The organism is Roseicyclus marinus (assembly GCF_030163795.1).
Classification (GTDB): Bacteria; Pseudomonadota; Alphaproteobacteria; order Rhodobacterales; family Rhodobacteraceae; genus Roseicyclus; species Roseicyclus marinus.
Genome location: NZ_JASJOF010000005.1, coordinates 49,319 through 64,122 on the forward strand (window position 1 = coordinate 49,319; position 14,804 = coordinate 64,122).

Annotated in this window: 22 protein-coding genes; 15 read left to right on the forward strand and 7 right to left on the reverse strand. The window is 66.4% G+C overall.

All coding sequences use genetic code 11. From position 1 onward, the window contains the following. Positions 1 to 10 precede the first annotated feature (10 nt). From QQK63_RS09075 to QQK63_RS09095, 5 genes are read left to right on the forward strand one after another with little or no spacing between them, the layout of a single operon-like run. Positions 11 to 547 (forward strand): hypothetical protein, encoded by a 537-nt coding sequence (locus QQK63_RS09075; protein ID WP_277824461.1) that lies wholly within the window; start codon positions 11 to 13, stop codon positions 545 to 547. A gap of 4 nt (positions 548 to 551) precedes the next feature. Then, on the forward strand, positions 552 to 962 hold the full coding sequence (locus tag QQK63_RS09080) for an acyl-CoA thioesterase (protein ID WP_277824463.1): 411 nt from the start codon (positions 552 to 554) through the stop codon (positions 960 to 962). Further along, on the forward strand, positions 959 to 1,699 hold the full coding sequence (locus QQK63_RS09085; protein ID WP_277824464.1) for a glucose 1-dehydrogenase: 741 nt from the start codon (positions 959 to 961) through the stop codon (positions 1,697 to 1,699). The genes QQK63_RS09080 and QQK63_RS09085 overlap by 4 nt, the downstream gene beginning before the upstream one ends. Next, the gene (locus QQK63_RS09090; protein ID WP_277824466.1) at positions 1,696 to 2,046 is read left to right on the forward strand and encodes a hypothetical protein; all 351 of its coding nucleotides are present in this window, start codon (positions 1,696 to 1,698) and stop codon (positions 2,044 to 2,046) included. The genes QQK63_RS09085 and QQK63_RS09090 overlap by 4 nt, the downstream gene beginning before the upstream one ends. After that, positions 2,043 to 3,032: a P1 family peptidase gene (locus QQK63_RS09095; protein ID WP_277824468.1), complete on the forward strand. Its 990-nt coding sequence runs from the start codon at positions 2,043 to 2,045 to the stop codon at positions 3,030 to 3,032. The genes QQK63_RS09090 and QQK63_RS09095 overlap by 4 nt, the downstream gene beginning before the upstream one ends. Before the next feature lie 57 nt (positions 3,033 to 3,089). On the opposite strand, the gene QQK63_RS09100 is transcribed toward QQK63_RS09095, so the two are convergent. The 5 genes from QQK63_RS09100 to QQK63_RS09120 all read right to left on the reverse strand — a co-directional run bounded on the left by QQK63_RS09100 (position 3,090) and on the right by QQK63_RS09120 (position 5,787). Next, positions 3,090 to 3,662, reverse strand: coding sequence for a F0F1 ATP synthase subunit B (locus QQK63_RS09100; protein WP_277825906.1), 573 nt, complete (start codon positions 3,660 to 3,662; stop codon positions 3,090 to 3,092). Positions 3,663 to 3,668: 6 nt separating this feature from the next. Next, positions 3,669 to 4,205 (reverse strand): F0F1 ATP synthase subunit B', encoded by a 537-nt coding sequence (locus QQK63_RS09105; RefSeq protein ID WP_277824470.1) that lies wholly within the window; start codon positions 4,203 to 4,205, stop codon positions 3,669 to 3,671. An 86-nt stretch (positions 4,206 to 4,291) separates the two neighbouring features. Further along, complete coding sequence (locus tag QQK63_RS09110; RefSeq protein ID WP_277824472.1) at positions 4,292 to 4,528, reverse strand: F0F1 ATP synthase subunit C; 237 nt, start codon at positions 4,526 to 4,528, stop codon at positions 4,292 to 4,294. A 67-nt stretch (positions 4,529 to 4,595) separates the two neighbouring features. After that, complete coding sequence (locus QQK63_RS09115) at positions 4,596 to 5,393, reverse strand: F0F1 ATP synthase subunit A (protein WP_277825908.1); 798 nt, start codon at positions 5,391 to 5,393, stop codon at positions 4,596 to 4,598. A gap of 55 nt (positions 5,394 to 5,448) precedes the next feature. Further along, positions 5,449 to 5,787, reverse strand: a complete 339-nt coding sequence (locus tag QQK63_RS09120; protein ID WP_277824474.1) for an AtpZ/AtpI family protein — start codon at positions 5,785 to 5,787, stop codon at positions 5,449 to 5,451. 230 nt (positions 5,788 to 6,017) lie between these two features. Here QQK63_RS09120 and QQK63_RS09125 point away from each other — a divergent pair, with 230 nt between their 5' ends. Then, positions 6,018 to 6,356 (forward strand): ArsR/SmtB family transcription factor, encoded by a 339-nt coding sequence (locus QQK63_RS09125; protein ID WP_277824476.1) that lies wholly within the window; start codon positions 6,018 to 6,020, stop codon positions 6,354 to 6,356. Positions 6,357 to 6,572: 216 nt separating this feature from the next. On the opposite strand, the gene QQK63_RS09130 is transcribed toward QQK63_RS09125, so the two are convergent. Further along, positions 6,573 to 7,424 carry a DMT family transporter gene (locus tag QQK63_RS09130; RefSeq protein ID WP_452596412.1) on the reverse strand — a complete coding sequence of 284 codons (852 nt, stop codon included), beginning with the start codon at positions 7,422 to 7,424 and terminating at the stop codon, positions 6,573 to 6,575. Positions 7,425 to 7,471: 47 nt separating this feature from the next. Further along, complete coding sequence (locus QQK63_RS09135) at positions 7,472 to 8,362, reverse strand: LysR family transcriptional regulator (protein WP_277824481.1); 891 nt, start codon at positions 8,360 to 8,362, stop codon at positions 7,472 to 7,474. A 107-nt stretch (positions 8,363 to 8,469) separates the two neighbouring features. Between QQK63_RS09135 and QQK63_RS09140 the strand changes: the two genes are divergently transcribed. The 9 genes from QQK63_RS09140 (at position 8,470) to rplS (ending at position 14,802) form a co-directional block, all read left to right on the forward strand. After that, positions 8,470 to 9,060: an FMN-dependent NADH-azoreductase gene (locus QQK63_RS09140; protein WP_277824483.1), complete on the forward strand. Its 591-nt coding sequence runs from the start codon at positions 8,470 to 8,472 to the stop codon at positions 9,058 to 9,060. Positions 9,061 to 9,102: 42 nt separating this feature from the next. Continuing rightward, positions 9,103 to 9,669 (forward strand): hypothetical protein, encoded by a 567-nt coding sequence (locus tag QQK63_RS09145; protein WP_277824485.1) that lies wholly within the window; start codon positions 9,103 to 9,105, stop codon positions 9,667 to 9,669. A gap of 159 nt (positions 9,670 to 9,828) precedes the next feature. Beyond that, positions 9,829 to 11,331: a signal recognition particle protein gene (gene ffh, locus QQK63_RS09150; RefSeq protein WP_277824487.1), complete on the forward strand. Its 1,503-nt coding sequence runs from the start codon at positions 9,829 to 9,831 to the stop codon at positions 11,329 to 11,331. Positions 11,332 to 11,428: 97 nt separating this feature from the next. After that, a complete protein-coding gene (locus QQK63_RS09155) occupies positions 11,429 to 11,977 on the forward strand; it encodes a GNAT family N-acetyltransferase (protein ID WP_277824489.1) in 549 nt (182 codons plus the stop codon). A 26-nt stretch (positions 11,978 to 12,003) separates the two neighbouring features. Continuing rightward, entirely contained in the window at positions 12,004 to 12,300 is a 297-nt protein-coding gene (locus QQK63_RS09160) for a chorismate mutase (protein WP_277825911.1), read from the forward strand. A gap of 48 nt (positions 12,301 to 12,348) precedes the next feature. Next, on the forward strand, positions 12,349 to 12,744 hold the full coding sequence (gene rpsP, locus QQK63_RS09165) for a 30S ribosomal protein S16 (RefSeq protein ID WP_277824491.1): 396 nt from the start codon (positions 12,349 to 12,351) through the stop codon (positions 12,742 to 12,744). Positions 12,745 to 12,796: 52 nt separating this feature from the next. Next, the gene (gene rimM, locus QQK63_RS09170; protein ID WP_277824493.1) at positions 12,797 to 13,303 is read left to right on the forward strand and encodes a ribosome maturation factor RimM; all 507 of its coding nucleotides are present in this window, start codon (positions 12,797 to 12,799) and stop codon (positions 13,301 to 13,303) included. A gap of 43 nt (positions 13,304 to 13,346) precedes the next feature. Further along, complete coding sequence (gene trmD / locus QQK63_RS09175; protein WP_277824495.1) at positions 13,347 to 14,156, forward strand: tRNA (guanosine(37)-N1)-methyltransferase TrmD; 810 nt, start codon at positions 13,347 to 13,349, stop codon at positions 14,154 to 14,156. Positions 14,157 to 14,418: 262 nt separating this feature from the next. Next, the gene (gene rplS / locus QQK63_RS09180) at positions 14,419 to 14,802 is read left to right on the forward strand and encodes a 50S ribosomal protein L19 (protein ID WP_277824497.1); all 384 of its coding nucleotides are present in this window, start codon (positions 14,419 to 14,421) and stop codon (positions 14,800 to 14,802) included. Positions 14,803 to 14,804 lie beyond the last annotated feature (2 nt).

Below are 14,804 nucleotides of genomic sequence, written 5' to 3' on the forward strand. Positions count from 1 at the left end.
CGAGACAGCCATGACGCTTGGAAAATTCCCGACCTTCTTCCTGCTCGTGGCACTGGCCGCGCTCTCGGCGGCGATCTTCGGTGCGCTCCACAACCAGCTCAGCTATTCGGTCGGCCCGGCCTATTTCCACGATATCAAGTTCCCGCAGTTCGGCATTCCCGATACCACCGCCCCGCGCTTCGGCGCGGCGCAGGTCGGCGTTCTGGCCAGTTGGTGGATGGGCGCGCTCGTCAGCCTGCCCGCCTTTCTCTATGGGCTTTTCACCGTGCCGAACGCCCGCAGCTACCTTGCCGCCGGGATCGGGGCCATCGGCCTTGTCCTTGTCCTCGCCACCTTCGCAGCCCTTGCGGGGCTTGTCGGCGGCATCGCAGCGGTGAGCACAGGCATCCTCGACGGCGTTCTGACCCTGCCCCAAGGGATCGACCGCGCCGATTTCCTGCGTGCGGGCTTCATGCATGACGCAAGCTACGTCGCCGGGGGGCTTGGCGCGCTTCTGGCCTTCTGGCCGATGCGGCGCGCCCGCGCCATCGACCTTGCTCGGGCCTGACGCGATGCAGACACTCCGCCGCCCCGTGGCCCCCCGCGATTGCGACATCCTCGGCCACATGAACGTGGCGGCCTATGTCGATGCCGTGTCCGACGCGATGTTCACCATACAGGGCCTCGCGGGCCTCGACCGTGCCGCCATCGCGGCCACCCAACGCTCTTTCGTCGCCGCCCGGATCGAATGCGACTATCGGGCCGAGATGCTGGCGGGCGACGTGCTGACCATGGACAGCCGCGTCCTGCACATCGGCACCAAATCCGCCCGCTTCGCCCATGTGATGAAGCGCCTGTCGGATGGCGCGACCGTCTTTACCGCCGAAAACGTCTCGGTCCATTTCGACCTGACCGACCGGCGCGCCCTGCCCATCCCCGACGATCTGCGGCAGGCACTCGAACGCTTGAGGGAGGCATCATGAGACTCATCGGAAAAACAGCCATCGTCACCGGCGCGGGCTCGGGCTTTGGCGCGGGCATCGCGCGCATCTTCGCCCGCGAAGGCGCGACCGTCATGGTCGCCGACATCAACACCGCCGCCGCCGAGGCGATCGCCAGCGAAATCGCCGGCATCGCCTGCACGGTCGACGTGGCGAACGGCCCCTCCGTCGCCGCCATGGCCAAGGCGGCGCGCGACGCATGGGGCAAAATCGACATCCTCGTGAACAACGCAGGCATGACCCATCTGCCCAAACCGATGGAGGATGTGACCGAGGAGGAATTCGACCGCGTCCTCGCCGTCAACGCTAAATCCGTCTATCTGACCGCGCGCGAAATCGTGCCGGGGATGAAGGCGGCGGGCACGGGCGCGATCCTCAACATCGCCTCGACCGCGGGCCTATCGCCCCGGCCGCGCCTCAACTGGTACAATGCCTCCAAGGGCTGGATGATCACCGCGACCAAGACCATGGCGGTCGAGCTTGCCCCTGCGGGCGTGCGCGTCAACGCGCTTTGCCCGGTCGCGGGTGAAACGCCCCTTCTCAGCAGCTTCATGGGCGAGGATACGCCCGAGATGCGGGCGAAATTCCTCTCCACCATCCCGCTCGGGCGCTTCTCCACCCCCGACGACATGGGCGAAGCGGCGGCCTTCCTGTGTTCCGACGCCGCCTCCATGATCACCGGCGCCGCCTTGGAGGTGGACGGGGGCCGCTGCATATGACGGGCTACACCCGCCACGATCTGCCCTGCGATATCGTGGTCCACGCGGGCCAATTCGCGGGCCAGCCGCAGGCCTTTGCCTACCTGCTGACCGCCTGCCCGGATCTGGCGCTGGAGCATGTCGAGGTGATCCGCGAACGCCCCGCCACCCGGCTTCGCGCCCGCTTCGACCCCGACACCGCCGACGAAATCGCAGCGGCGGGAGGCGCATGGAACACGCTCATCCTCATCCTGCCCGCCGCTTATCCCGGCCTCGACTGTCCCCTGCCCGACACGCCCGCGCTGCCGCATCTGGGCATCTGGCGCGGCCATATCCCCCATCTGGTCACTGAGCGGCCCGGACCATGATCCGCCCCGGCCCCCTGAACCTGATCACCGATGTCGCGGGCCTGCGCGTGGGCAATGCGCGGGATGACCGCATCAAGACAGGGGCGACGGTTCTGGTGGGCGACCGCCCCTTCACCGCCGCGGTCCATGTCATGGGCGGGGCACCCGGCACCCGCGAAACCGACCTTCTTGCCCCCGACAAACTTGTGCAGGAGGCCGATGCCCTTGTCCTCGCCGGTGGGTCCGCCTTCGGCCTCGATGCGGCCTCGGGCGTGGCCGATGCACTCCGCGCACAGGGGCGTGGCTTCGTCGTCGGCGACCAGACCGTCCCCATCGTACCGGGCGCGATCCTGTTCGACCTCCTGAACGGCGGCGAGAAGGCGTGGACCGACAACCCCTACAAACCGCTCGGCGCAGCAGCCCTTGCCAATGCCACGAAGACCTTCACCCTCGGCTCCGAAGGGGCAGGCACCGGCGCACTTATCGCCGATCTCAAGGGCGGTCTCGGCTCCGCCTCCGCTATTTGGGAGGGGGTGACGGTCGGCGCCCTTGTCGCCGTCAATGCGCTGGGTCGCGTCACCGTCGGCGATGGGCCCCACTTCTGGGCCGCCCCCTTCGAGATGGGCGACGAATTCGGTGGGCTTGGCATGGCGCAGGGTTTCGACCCCCACGCCATTCCCCCGGTCAAGGGACACGAGACCCGCAACACCACCATCGCCATCGTCGCCACGGACGCCGCCCTGACGCAGGCACAAGCCACGCGCATGGCCATCGCCGCCCATGACGGCATGGCCCGCGCAATCTGGCCCAGCCACACACCGATGGATGGCGATATCGTCTTTGCCGCCGCCACCGGCGCGCGCTCCCTGCCCGATCCGGGGCGCGGCGCACTCATGCTGGGCCATCTGGCCGCCCTGTGCCTGGCCCGCGCCATCGCACGCGGGATCCACGCCGCCACATCCGCGCCGGGCGACACCAAGCCGACATGGCACGATCGCTTCAGCTGAACGAAAAAACCCCGGATCGTCGATCCGGGGTTTTTCTCGTCTCTCGATGCGCGGCGCTCAGTGCAGGCGGCTCTCCACCTGCGCGATGGCATCGTCGATGAACCCGTTGGCCTGCGATGCGCCAAGGCTCTTGGTCAGCGTTTCGGCAGCGGCGGCGATGGCCACCTCGACCGCGCGGTTGCGAACCGAACGCACGGCCTTGTCCTCGGCGCTGGCGATCTGCTCTTCGGCAGCGGCCAAACGGCGCGCGATGGATTTCTCCAGATCGGCCCGCGCCTGTGCCGCAGCGGCCTCCGCATCGGCCTTGGCCTGCGCGACGATCCGGTCGGCTTGGTCGGCCACTTCGCGGCTCTTGCGCTCGTAGGAAGCCAGCAGGCTCTGGGCTTCATCACGCAGCGCGCGCGCCTCGTCCAGATCGGCCTTGATGCCTTCGGCCCGCTTGTCGAGCATGCCACCCAGCATCGCGGGCACGTTGAAGTAGAAGATGATGGCCAGAAACAGCAAAAAGCCGATCAGGACCACGAAATCGGTATTGCCCAGCGAAGGGTCGAACAACCCGTGGGGCTTGTCCTCAGCGGCAAGCGCCACACCGGGAACAAGGAAAAGGCTCACCGCCAGAAGGTTCTTCATCATGGCTTACCCTTTCACACGCGCTGAAACGGCGTTGGCGATGGCATCGGCATCGACCGAGGCGCCCGGCGCGACCGCTGCGGCGATATCGCCCGCGATCGACTTGGCGACCTCCTCGATGCTCTGCACCGCACCGGCCTGAATCTCGGCGATGCGCGCTTCGCTCTCGGCGGCCTTGGCGGCAATCTCGGCATCCGCCTTGGCGATGGCCTCGTTCAGATCGGCCTGGATGCCCGCGCGGGTCTCCTCGGCGATCTTCTGCGCTTCGGTGCGCGCATCGGCCAATGCCTTGTTGTAGGCGGCTTCGGCCTCGACGGCCTTCCGCTTCAGATCCTCGGCCGCGGCCAGATCATTGGTCAGCGTGCCCTGCCGCTCGGCCAGAACCGCAGCGATCCGGGGCAGCGCGACGCGGCTCAGGATGAAATAGATGGCGACCAACGACACCACCAGCCAGAAGATCTGGTTGGGGAACGTGTCGAATGCGAGTTGCGGGATACCCGCCTCACCGCCTGCGGCGGCACCCGTGCTGGCGACCTCGGCCATGAAATTCCTCCTGGAACCGGAAACCCACCGGAGCGTCGCACCAAATGGCAACGCCCCGGCCGTAAGGATGATGGGTCGTCAGGTGCTCAGACGGCGAACATCAGCAGAAGCGCGACGAGGAACGAGAAGATCCCCAGTGCTTCCGCGAAGGCGATGCCGATGAAGAGCGTCGCGGTCTGACCGGCCGCAGCCGACGGATTGCGCAGCGCGCCCGCGAGGAAGTTGCCGGCCACGTTGCCGACACCCAGTGCCGCCAGACCAGCGCCCAGACCTGCAATGCCTGCGCCGACGAACTGGCCGAGTTGTGCGATATCGCCTTCCATGATGGTATCTCCTTACGTTGGAAGTTCGAGAAATCCGTAGGGTGGGCAATGCTGCCCACCGCTGCGTTCAGTGATGCGGGTGCAATGCGTCCTTGAGGTAGACGCAGGTGAGAATGGTGAACACATAGGCCTGGATCGCGGCGACCAGCACCTCGAGGCCGTAGATTGCGATCACGCCAAAGACCGGCGCGATGCCCGCAAGGCCCAGCGCGCCCGCGAAACCCGCGAACACCTTGAGAACCGCGTGGCCCGCCATGACCGCGCCCGCCAGTCGCACCGAATGGCTGACAGGGCGCACGCAGTACGAGATGACTTCGATGATCGCCAGAACCGGGCGCAGCACCAGCGGCGCCGAGCTGACCCAGAACAGGCTCAGGAAACCCGCGCCATTCTTGACGAAGCCGATGACCGTCACGCTGATGAACACCGTCAGCGCCAAGATCACCGTAACCGCGATATGCGAGGTGGGCGAAAAGCTCGTGGGGATCAGCGCAAGGAAGTTGGCGAACAGGATGAACAGGAAGGCCGTGAAGATGTAGGGGAAATACGGCAGCGCGTCCTTGCCCGCCACATCCTCGACCATCTTGCGGATGAAACCATAGGCCAATTCCGCCATCGACTGGCTGCGCGAGGGGATGACCGCGCGGCCCTTGGTGCCCATGACCATCAGCGCCACGATGGCAGCGATCGCCAGACCCATCCACAGCGTCGCATTGGTGGGCGTGTACCAGTGGATCGGGCCGTCACCGAACAGCGGCTTGACCTCGAACTGGTCCATCGGGTGGATCGCAAGGCTGCCGTAGCCGTCGGCATAGGCCAGACCGAACAGAACGGCCGCAACCGCGATCAGGACATAGGCCACCATGCGACCCTTGCCGCCTGCCGAAGCCGAGGTGTTGGTGCTCTCGGTTGCCACGTCGCTACCCCTTTTCCCGTTCCGCCGCAGCCGTCCCGGCCGCGTCACCCTGCTTGCGCTGGACCTCTTCGGCCGAGCGTATCATCGTCTTGATCCCGGCAATCAGGCCAAGGACCACGAAAATCACCATCAGCCACGGTCTGGTGCCCAACAGCACGTCCAACCCAAAGCCGATCCCGAACCCGATCCCCAAACCGGCGACCAGCTCGATCACCATCCGCCACGCCAGATGCGCTTGCGAATAATGCTCCCCCATGTGGTGTTCGGGCGCCTCGGCCTTGCGGGCCGCCGCGATCCGGGCCTCCAGAGCCCTCAACCGCTCCGCTTCGTCTGACCCGGACATAACCTGAAACCCCCACGGGAATTCGGGCGGACGCTATGCCGGGCGCGCCGCAGAGTCAACGCACGCCGCAGCGCAGAGATTTCCAACCAAGATATTGAATTAATTATAATTTCAACGGGTGCGTCAAATCGGTCATCCCGTCCGCCGGGGCCGCGCAGGCGCGTTTTGCCTCGACAGGCATATTCAACCGATCGGTTGACGATTGCGCGGGGCGGGGTCTACTGGCGCGCATGGCCGCCTCGCTCGACACCGTCTTTGCAGCCCTCGCCGACCCGACCCGGCGCGAGATCCTGCGCATGTTGCTCGAGGATGACATGGCCGTGACCGATGTCGCCCATCCCTTCCAGATGTCGTTGGCAGCGATCTCCAAACACCTCGCCATCCTCGCCGCCGCGGGTTTGATCACCCAAGAAAAGAGGGGCCGGGTGAAATGGTGCAAACTCGAACCCGACGCGCTCAAACCTGCCTCGGTCTGGATGCAATCCTTCGGCCAGTTCGAGCCGGTCAACCTCGACGATTTCGAAGCCTTTCTCGAACGCGAACTCGGCACCGAAAGGGATGCAGACTGACGCGCGTCACGCACCGCGATGCCTCATCCCCGGCACCAATCCGAATAGGCCGCACAACGCCCGCCAGCACAGCCAGGGGCGCTCGCGCTCAGACCCGCCTCAGGCGATGCCCGCGAACCGCAGGATGGCCAGTACGATGACGACGAGGCCGACAAGATAAATGATGCTTCTCATGGCGTCTGATTATCGCATCCCTTGCCGAAAGGCCATAACCCTCTAATCCTTCAGCAACAATCCCAGCGCTATCACCGTCAGGCCGATCCCGCCCAACACAAGAACGGGTGGCATCGGCTGGCCCAGCGCCAATTCCCACATCAACACCCAACTCGGCGTGAGATAGGTATAGGCCATCACCTTGGAGGACGGCAGCCGCATGGATGCGAATTGCACGAGGAACACCGTCGTCGACGAGGCCGCGACCGCCGTATAGGCCAGCGTCACCCAGACCAGCGGCCGCAGCGCCGCCCAATCCGTCGCCACGATCGCGCCCCAACCCCAGATCCCGATGATCAAGGCCGTCGCGGCCAGCGTCCAGAAGGTGAAGCTCAGGATCGGCTCACCCCGGTTGAGCACCCGCACCATGGGCGTGTAGGCCGCGTGCGCCATGCAGCCCCAGAAAAATATCGCCTCGCCCCGCCCGATCTCGAAGGCCATCAGCGCCGCAGGATCGGCGCGAAAGATCACCCAAAGCGCCCCAACCGCCCCCAGCATCAGCGCCAGACGGATGCGCGCGCCCATGACCTGACGCAGCAAGATGTAGCCGAATACCCCGCTCATCACCGGCGTCAGCGTGAACACAGCCGCCGCAGACACCGGCGGCGCGGTCTTCAGCCCCACGAACATCGTCACGAAATAAAGCGCGAAGAACCCGCCAAGGATGCCGTAGCGCCATGGCGCGACAAAGGCCGCGCGCGTCGCCGCCACCTGCCCGCGCGCCACGATCACGACCCCCACCACCGTCGCCGCGATGACGAAACGCACGGCATTCAGCGCGGCGGGGTCGATCTCGTTGGCGACCTGACCGCCCAGCGAGAACGATCCCGCCACGAGGGCCGAGAACATCAGCATCGCCAGATGCCCGCGCCGGGCCTCGGCCGACGGCAGCGCCCCGCGCGTCACGGCGTATCGACGCCCCAGGTTTTCACCTTGTCCTTCAGGAACCGCACGAAGGTCTGCACCTTGGCTGTCCGGTGCAGGTCCATGTGCGTGACAAGCCAGATCCGCGCCGACCAATCCTCCAGCGATGGCAGAACCTCCACCAGACCATCCGCGCCCTCGGTCTCCCATGTCGGAACAAATCCGATGCCCATCCCCGAAGTCACGGCCACCTTGGCCGCCATCATCGACGTGGCGCGGAAATAGATCGAACTGGCCGGAACATGCTCGTTCAGCCACCGGAAATAGGGCGCGCGGGGCGTGTCCTCGACCGTGCCGATGAACCGGTGATCCTCGACATTGCCGCGCTCCAGCGTCCCGAACCGGGCGACATAGCTTTTCGCGGCCATTAACCGGATCGTCTGGGTGAAAAACGGCTGCACCACGTTGTCGGGCTGATCGGGCAGCGCGCCCGCCCGGATCGCGACATGCGCCTCGCCATATTCCAGCCGGAACAGCCGGTGATCCGTCATCAACCGCACCCGCAGGTCGGGATGCCGCTCCATGAATTCCCCGATCGCGGGCACGATCAGCGGCGACAACGCATCGAGCGAGGTCACAATCAATTCGCCCGTCACCTCGTCGCCGCGTCCCTTGATGCGGCCCGCAAGCTGCGTGAACTGGTCGTCGGTCTGCGCCGCGACATTCAGCAGGTCCTGCCCTGCTTCCGTCGGCGTGTATCCCCGCGCATGGCGCTGGAACAGCTTGGCCCCAAGCCGTCCTTCCAACGCGTCGATATGGCGGATGACGGTGGCATGATGCACCCCGAGTGCCTCGGCGGCACCCGACACAGTGCCGACCCGCGCAACCTGGTAGGCGGTCCGGATTTCGTCCCAGTGGTCAAAGGACATTTATGTGCGCCCTCTCACATAACTGCCGCAGCTTGGGCAGATTGTGTCTCATTCTGCAAGGGACATCTTTCGCGGGCATACCTCCGACAAGCACAGGAAACCCTACCATGCCCCAGCACATTCTCCGCATCGACGCCTCCGCCCGCCGCGACGGTTCCGTGTCGCGCGACCTCGTGGACCGGATCATCGACCGGGCCGGCCCCCACACCATCGTCACGACCCGCGATCTGGCCACCGGCCTGCCGCTCATCGACGAGGCGTGGATCCGCGCCAACCTGACCCCCGCCGACCGCCGCACCGATACCGACCGCGCCGCGCTCGCCCTGTCGGACAGGCTCATCGCCGAGCTTCAGGCCGCCGATACCCTCGTGATCGGCCTGCCGATCTACAATTTCGGCGTCCCCTCCGCCCTCAAGGCCTGGATCGACCTCGTCGCCCGTGCGGGCGTGACCTTCCGGTACAGCGAGGCCGGTCCGCGCGGCCTTCTCAGCGGCAAACGCGCCATCGTCGCTGTCGCCTCCGGCGGGACCGAGGCCGGGTCCGAGATCGACTTCGCCACGGGCTACCTGCGCCATGTGTTGGGCTTCATCGGCATCACCGATGTCAGCTTCGTCACCGCCGACCGACTGATGATCGACAATACGGGCTCCCTCGCATCGGCCGCCGCCCAGATCGACGCGCTCGACCTTGCGGCCTGAGCCCCCCTTTCCGGAACGGCGCGGCATGTTATCATCCTCTCCATGTTCCGCTCCCTGATCCTGAGCGTCGCGCTCTGCCTACCGGGCGCGGCCAAGGCGCAATCATGCACCCTGGACTTCACGATCACCGTGACCCAGGGCGTCGGCACCACGCGCCCCGGAACATCGCTTTCGGGCGAGGCGGAATTCACCCTCACCGGCCGCACCTTCCCCGGCGAGGGTGGTGCCGCCGTCCACCTCGCCCAAGGCGAGATGCGCCTCGGCCCCGACATCCGGGGCGAGGTCTGGGCGCTCGTCACCACCTCGGGCAACCCGGTGGCCGACCTTCTGGCCGTCCATGCCCGCAACGTGACCGGCATGGATTTCGCAGGCATCGCCTATCGCGGCCCGATGACGATCAGCCTCTATGGCCACCCCGGCAGCCTGCCCGAGGCGCTTGTGCCCACCGATCAGGCCGCATGGGACGCGATGGACCTGCGCCGCAGCTTCGCGCTCCACGCGCAGGGCTATGACCGGCTCGGCGGCGATATCGCCAGCCTGACGCTGGCCTGCGACACCCCCGTCCCGATTGACAGCGCGGTGGAATCCGCCTATCCCGCCCGCCAATAGCCGGAAAGCGCCAGCTTCCCGGTCCCGTGTTCCATCATGGGATCGCCCCCCGTCAGCGAGGTTTCGCCCACGGGGGCAAATGCCGTTTGGGCTTGGCGCATCTCCGGCCGCTCCTTACCTCAAGGGGCAGACCGAGATTGATGAAAGGGGCCAAGGCCCATGTTCGAGAACCTGTCAGAACGCCTTTCCGGCGTCTTCGACCGCCTCACCAAGCAGGGCGCGCTGTCCGAGGATGACGTGCGCACCGCCATGCGCGAGGTGCGCGTGGCCCTGCTCGAGGCCGATGTCTCGCTCCCCGTCGCGCGCGATTTCATCAAGGCGGTCGAGAAAAAGGCGACCGGCGCCGCCGTCACCAAATCCGTCACCCCCGGCCAGCAGGTCATCAAGATCGTCCATGACGAGTTGATCGCCGTCCTGTCCGGCGACGAGGAACCGGGCCGCCTCAAGATCGACAATCCCCCTGCCCCCGTCCTGATGGTCGGCCTTCAGGGCGGCGGCAAAACCACCACCACCGCCAAGATCGCCAAGCGCCTGAAAGAGCGCGAGGGCAAAAAGGTCCTGATGGCCTCCCTCGACGTGAACCGCCCCGCGGCCATGGAACAACTCGCCATTCTAGGGCTCCAGATCGGCGTCGACACGCTGCCCATCGTCAAGGGCGAGGATCCCGTCGCCATCGCCAAGCGCGCGAAAACGCAAGCCTCGCTTGGCGGCTATGACGTCTACCTCCTCGACACCGCCGGTCGCCTGTCGATCGACGAAGAGCTGATGGCGCAGGTCGAAGCGGTCCGCGACGTGGCCAACCCCCGCGAAACGCTGCTCGTTGTCGACGGCCTGACCGGTCAGGACGCCGTGACCACCGCCGAAAACTTCGACAGCCGCATCGGCATCACCGGCGTTGTGCTGACCCGGATGGATGGCGACGGGCGCGGCGGTGCGGCGCTGTCCATGCGCGCGGTCACCGGCAAGCCGATCCGCTTCGTGGGTCTGGGCGAAAAGATGGACGCCCTCGAAACCTTCGAGCCGCAGCGCATCGCGGGCCGCATCCTCGGCATGGGCGACATCGTGGCGCTCGTGGAACGCGCACAAGAAACGCTCGAGGCCGAACAGGCCGAGCGGATGATGAAGCGCTTCCAGAAGGGTCAGTTCAACATGAACGACCTCAAGGGCCAGCTCGAACAGATGATGAAGATGGGCGGCATGAAGGGCATGATGGGAATGATGCCCGGCATGGCCAAGATGCAAAAGCAGCTGGATGACGCGGGCTTCGACGACATGGTGATCAAGCGCCAGATCGCGCTGATCAATTCCATGACCAAAAAGGAACGCGCCAACCCCGATCTCCTGCAGGCCAGCCGCAAGAAACGCGTGGCCGCCGGCGCGGGGCAGGACGTCTCCGACCTCAACAAGCTGCTCAAGATGCACCGCCAGATGGCCGATGCGATGAAGAAGCTCGGCAAGATGGGCAAAAAGGGCCTCCTGCGCGGCGGCCTCGGCGCGCTGATGGGCAAGGGCGCGCCCGACGCGCTCAAGGGGATGGACCCCGCCAGCATGGACCCCAAGGCCATGGAAGAAGCCGCGCGCCGCATGGGCATGGGCGGCCTGCCGGGCATGGGCGGCGGTGCGCTGCCGCCGGGACTGTCGGGCTTCGGGAAAAAGAAGTGATGCCGCACCCCTTCCCCAATTGCGACCGCTCCACAGGCTTGCCCACAGGCAAAGCCCGCGTGGCTTGTCGCTTTGCGATCCCTGGGGATATCCGCGCATGACCGCCCATCTGACCGATACCCCGGTTCTGGAAACCGCGCGCCTGATCCTGCGCGCCCCCAAGGCCTCCGATTTCGAGGTCTTCGCCCCCTTCGTCATGTCCGACCGCGCCCGCTTCATCGGCGGCGGCGCAGACAAGACCTTGGGTCAGGCATGGCGCATCCTCGCCATCATCACCGGTCATTGGCATCTCTGCGGCTGGGGCAGCTTCGTTCTGGAAGACCGCGCCACCGGCCAGCCCATCGGCTGTGCCGGGCCGTGGATGCCCGGCGACTGGCCCGAGCCGGAACTGGGCTGGATGATCTGGACACCCGAGGCCGAGGGCAAGGGTTACGCCCACGAGGCGCTTCTGACGATCCGCCGCCATGCCTATGCCGATCTCGGCTGGCCCACGGCCGTCAGCTACATCGACACCCGCAACGCCCGCTCGATCGCGCTGGCCAAGCGGCTGGGATGCACGCTCGACCTTGCCGCCGACCGCCCCAACCGCGACGAACCGCTCGAAGTCTGGCGCCACCCTGCCCCCGCCGAGGTGCTGGGCGCATGACCGACACGACCCAAAAGGCACAAGAGATGACCGACGCCACCGCCCGCGCCGCTGCCCTGCTCAAGGGGCATCGCGAAAGCATCGACCGGCTTGACGCGATCCTCGTCTACACGCTCGGCGAACGCTTCAAGCACACGCAGGCCGTCGGCAAACTGAAAGCCGAACACGACCTTCCCCCGTCCGATCCGGCCCGCGAAGCGGCCCAGATCGCGCGGCTCGAAGACCTGGCCATCCAGGCCGACCTCGACCCCGACTTCGCCAAGAAGTTCCTGCGCTTCGTCATCGACGAAGTCATCCGTCACCACGAACAACACCAATCGTAGGGTGGGTGCTACCCACCTTTACCTCTGCCAATCGAAGGAGTTACACCAATGGCAATGAAAATCCGACTGGCCCGCGGCGGCACGAAAAAGCGCCCCTTCTACCGCATCGTCGCCACCGACAGCCGCATGCCCCGCGACGGCCGCTTCCTTGAGAAGCTGGGCACCTACAACCCGCTGCTCGCCAAGGACAGCGAGGACCGCATCAAGATGGACCTCGACCGCGTGAAGCATTGGCTGGATCAGGGCGCGCAGCCCACCGATCGCGTCGCCCGCTTCCTCGAAGCTGCTGGCCTTCTGACCAAGAAGACCCGCAACAACCCCAACAAGGCCGAGCCGGGCAAGAAAGCCAAGGAACGCGCCGCCGAAAAGGAAGCCAAGGCCGCGAAAGCCGCCGAAGCCGCCGCCGCTCCGGCCGAGGCTCCGGCCGAAGAAGCGACCGAGTAATCGGCCCGCGCATGTCGCGCCTTGGACATATGCTCCCGATGCGGGCCCGGTCATGAGCGACCGGGTCTGTGTCGGGGCCATCGCGGGCGCCTTCGGCGTCCGTGGCGAGGTGCGGCTGAAAAGCTTTTGCGCCGAGGCGGCGGATATCGCCGCCTATGGCCCCCTCTCGACCGAGGATGGCAGCCGCACCTTCGAGGTGACGCTGACCCGCCCTGTGTCGCAGGGGCTGGCCGCCCGGCTTTCGGGCGTGACCACCAAGGAACAGGCCGATGGCTTGCGCGGCACAAGGCTTTACGCGCCACGCACCGCGCTGCCCGCCCTGCCCGACGATGAATTCTACCACGCCGATCTTCTGGGTCTGACCGCGCTCGACACCGGCGGGGCCGAACTGGGCAAGATCGCCGCCGTCCTGAACCATGGCGCGGGCGATCTCTTGGAATTGCGCGGCCCGGGCCTCAAGGGGTCGGCGCTCGTGCCCTTCACCCGCGCCATCGTGCCGACCGTCGATCTCGCCTCCCGCCGCGTCATCATCGACCCGCCCGAGGGGCTTTTCGACTGATCCTCTTTCCGCGCGATGCGCGCCCCGGCAGCAAGGCCACGCCATGCCCACACCGCCCACCAGATCCCACGGCCGCCTCGCCATCTCGGCCAACGCGCAGCCGCGCGAATTGATGAGCGACACCCCACGCCTCAAGGGCGCGTGGTGCGCCCGTGTCGTGACCCTCTTCCCCGAGCTTTTCCCCGGCGTCCTCGGGGCCTCGCTCACCGGCAAGGCGCTGCAACAGGGGCTCTGGGCGCTCGATCCCATCGACCTGCGCGTCTTCGGCACCGGCAAACACCGGCAGGTCGACGACACGCCCGCAGGCGGCGGCGCGGGGCTCGTGATGAAACCCGATGTGCTGGGGCGCGCGCTGTCCATGGCGGGCAACGGCACGCCCGACGATCCCGCCCGCTGGCCCCGCGTCTACCTTTCGCCGCGCGGGAAACCCTTCACCCAGGCTGACGCCCGCCGCTTTGCCGCCGCCGATGGCATGACGCTCTTGTGCGGCCGCTTCGAAGGCGTGGATCAGCGCGTCATCGACGCCTTCGCGCTCGAGGAAATCAGCCTTGGCGATTTCGTCCTCACGGGGGGCGAAATCGCGGCACAGGCCGTGATCGACGCGACCGTCCGCCTGATCCCCGGCGTGCTCGGCAATGCCGCCTCGACCGAGGAAGAAAGCTTTTCCGACGGGCTTTTGGAACATGCCCAATACACCCAGCCCCGCAGCTGGCAGGGCCGCGACATCCCCGAGGTTCTGCTGTCGGGCAATCACGGTGCCATCGCGAAATGGCGCCGCGCCGAGGCCGAGCGCCTGACCGCCGAACGCCGCCCCGATCTCTGGGCCGCGCACCTTGCCGCCAAGGGCGATTGACCTTCATTTGGGCTTGATCAGGGCCGCAACCGGGCCTATACGCGCCGCAGGCACGCCGGGCTTACCCCCGGCTGCTTTCCGTTTTGCGCGATCTTCCGCGCGAGCCATGACGGACCAAGACGACAAGCAACGGCCAGACGACCTCTGACGGGCGCCCCGCAAAGCGGAAACAGGCGGACCCGATCGAAGATCAGAGCTCTCGGCGATAGGCCACCAGACCTCCGCGGGCAAAACCGTGGGCAGACATGAAGGAGCGGATCAGATGAACCTGATCGCACAGATCGAGGCGGAACAAATCGCCGCCCTCGGGAAAACCATTCCCGATTTCAAGGCCGGCGACACCATCCGCGTCGGCTTCAAGGTGACCGAAGGCACCCGCACCCGCGTCCAGAACTACGAAGGCGTCTGCATCAGCCGCAAGAACGGCTCGGGCATCGCCGGTTCGTTCACCGTGCGCAAGATTTCCTTCGGTGAAGGCGTGGAGCGCGTTTTCCCGCTGCATTCCACCAACATCGAGTCGATCGAGGTTGTCCGCCGCGGCAAGGTCCGTCGCGCCAAGCTCTATTACCTGCGCGCCCGCCGCGGCAAGTCCGCCCGGATTTCCGAGGACACCACCTACAAGCCGCAAGCCGGCGCGAACGCCTAAGG

Bases quoted from the DNA above. Each gene is read 5' to 3' on its own strand.
- QQK63_RS09075 (WP_277824461.1), top strand. From the start codon at position 11: ATGACGCTTGGAAAATTCCCGACCTTCTTCCTGCTCGTGGCACTGGCC.
- QQK63_RS09080 (WP_277824463.1), top strand. From the start codon at position 552: ATGCAGACACTCCGCCGCCCCGTGGCCCCCCGCGATTGCGACATCCTC.
- QQK63_RS09085 (WP_277824464.1), top strand. From the start codon at position 959: ATGAGACTCATCGGAAAAACAGCCATCGTCACCGGCGCGGGCTCGGGC.
- QQK63_RS09090 (WP_277824466.1), top strand. From the start codon at position 1,696: ATGACGGGCTACACCCGCCACGATCTGCCCTGCGATATCGTGGTCCAC.
- QQK63_RS09095 (WP_277824468.1), top strand. From the start codon at position 2,043: ATGATCCGCCCCGGCCCCCTGAACCTGATCACCGATGTCGCGGGCCTG.
- QQK63_RS09100 (WP_277825906.1), bottom strand. From the start codon at position 3,662: ATGAAGAACCTTCTGGCGGTGAGCCTTTTCCTTGTTCCCGGTGTGGCG.
- QQK63_RS09105 (WP_277824470.1), bottom strand. From the start codon at position 4,205: ATGGCCGAGGTCGCCAGCACGGGTGCCGCCGCAGGCGGTGAGGCGGGT.
- QQK63_RS09110 (WP_277824472.1), bottom strand. From the start codon at position 4,528: ATGGAAGGCGATATCGCACAACTCGGCCAGTTCGTCGGCGCAGGCATT.
- QQK63_RS09115 (WP_277825908.1), bottom strand. From the start codon at position 5,393: ATGGTGGCCTATGTCCTGATCGCGGTTGCGGCCGTTCTGTTCGGTCTG.
- QQK63_RS09120 (WP_277824474.1), bottom strand. From the start codon at position 5,787: ATGTCCGGGTCAGACGAAGCGGAGCGGTTGAGGGCTCTGGAGGCCCGG.
- QQK63_RS09125 (WP_277824476.1), top strand. From the start codon at position 6,018: ATGGCCGCCTCGCTCGACACCGTCTTTGCAGCCCTCGCCGACCCGACC.
- QQK63_RS09130 (WP_452596412.1), bottom strand. From the start codon at position 7,424: ATGCTGATGTTCTCGGCCCTCGTGGCGGGATCGTTCTCGCTGGGCGGT.
- QQK63_RS09135 (WP_277824481.1), bottom strand. From the start codon at position 8,362: ATGTCCTTTGACCACTGGGACGAAATCCGGACCGCCTACCAGGTTGCG.
- QQK63_RS09140 (WP_277824483.1), top strand. From the start codon at position 8,470: ATGCCCCAGCACATTCTCCGCATCGACGCCTCCGCCCGCCGCGACGGT.
- QQK63_RS09145 (WP_277824485.1), top strand. From the start codon at position 9,103: ATGTTCCGCTCCCTGATCCTGAGCGTCGCGCTCTGCCTACCGGGCGCG.
- ffh (WP_277824487.1), top strand. From the start codon at position 9,829: ATGTTCGAGAACCTGTCAGAACGCCTTTCCGGCGTCTTCGACCGCCTC.
- QQK63_RS09155 (WP_277824489.1), top strand. From the start codon at position 11,429: ATGACCGCCCATCTGACCGATACCCCGGTTCTGGAAACCGCGCGCCTG.
- QQK63_RS09160 (WP_277825911.1), top strand. From the start codon at position 12,004: ATGACCGACGCCACCGCCCGCGCCGCTGCCCTGCTCAAGGGGCATCGC.
- rpsP (WP_277824491.1), top strand. From the start codon at position 12,349: ATGGCAATGAAAATCCGACTGGCCCGCGGCGGCACGAAAAAGCGCCCC.
- rimM (WP_277824493.1), top strand. From the start codon at position 12,797: ATGAGCGACCGGGTCTGTGTCGGGGCCATCGCGGGCGCCTTCGGCGTC.
- trmD (WP_277824495.1), top strand. From the start codon at position 13,347: ATGCCCACACCGCCCACCAGATCCCACGGCCGCCTCGCCATCTCGGCC.
- rplS (WP_277824497.1), top strand. From the start codon at position 14,419: ATGAACCTGATCGCACAGATCGAGGCGGAACAAATCGCCGCCCTCGGG.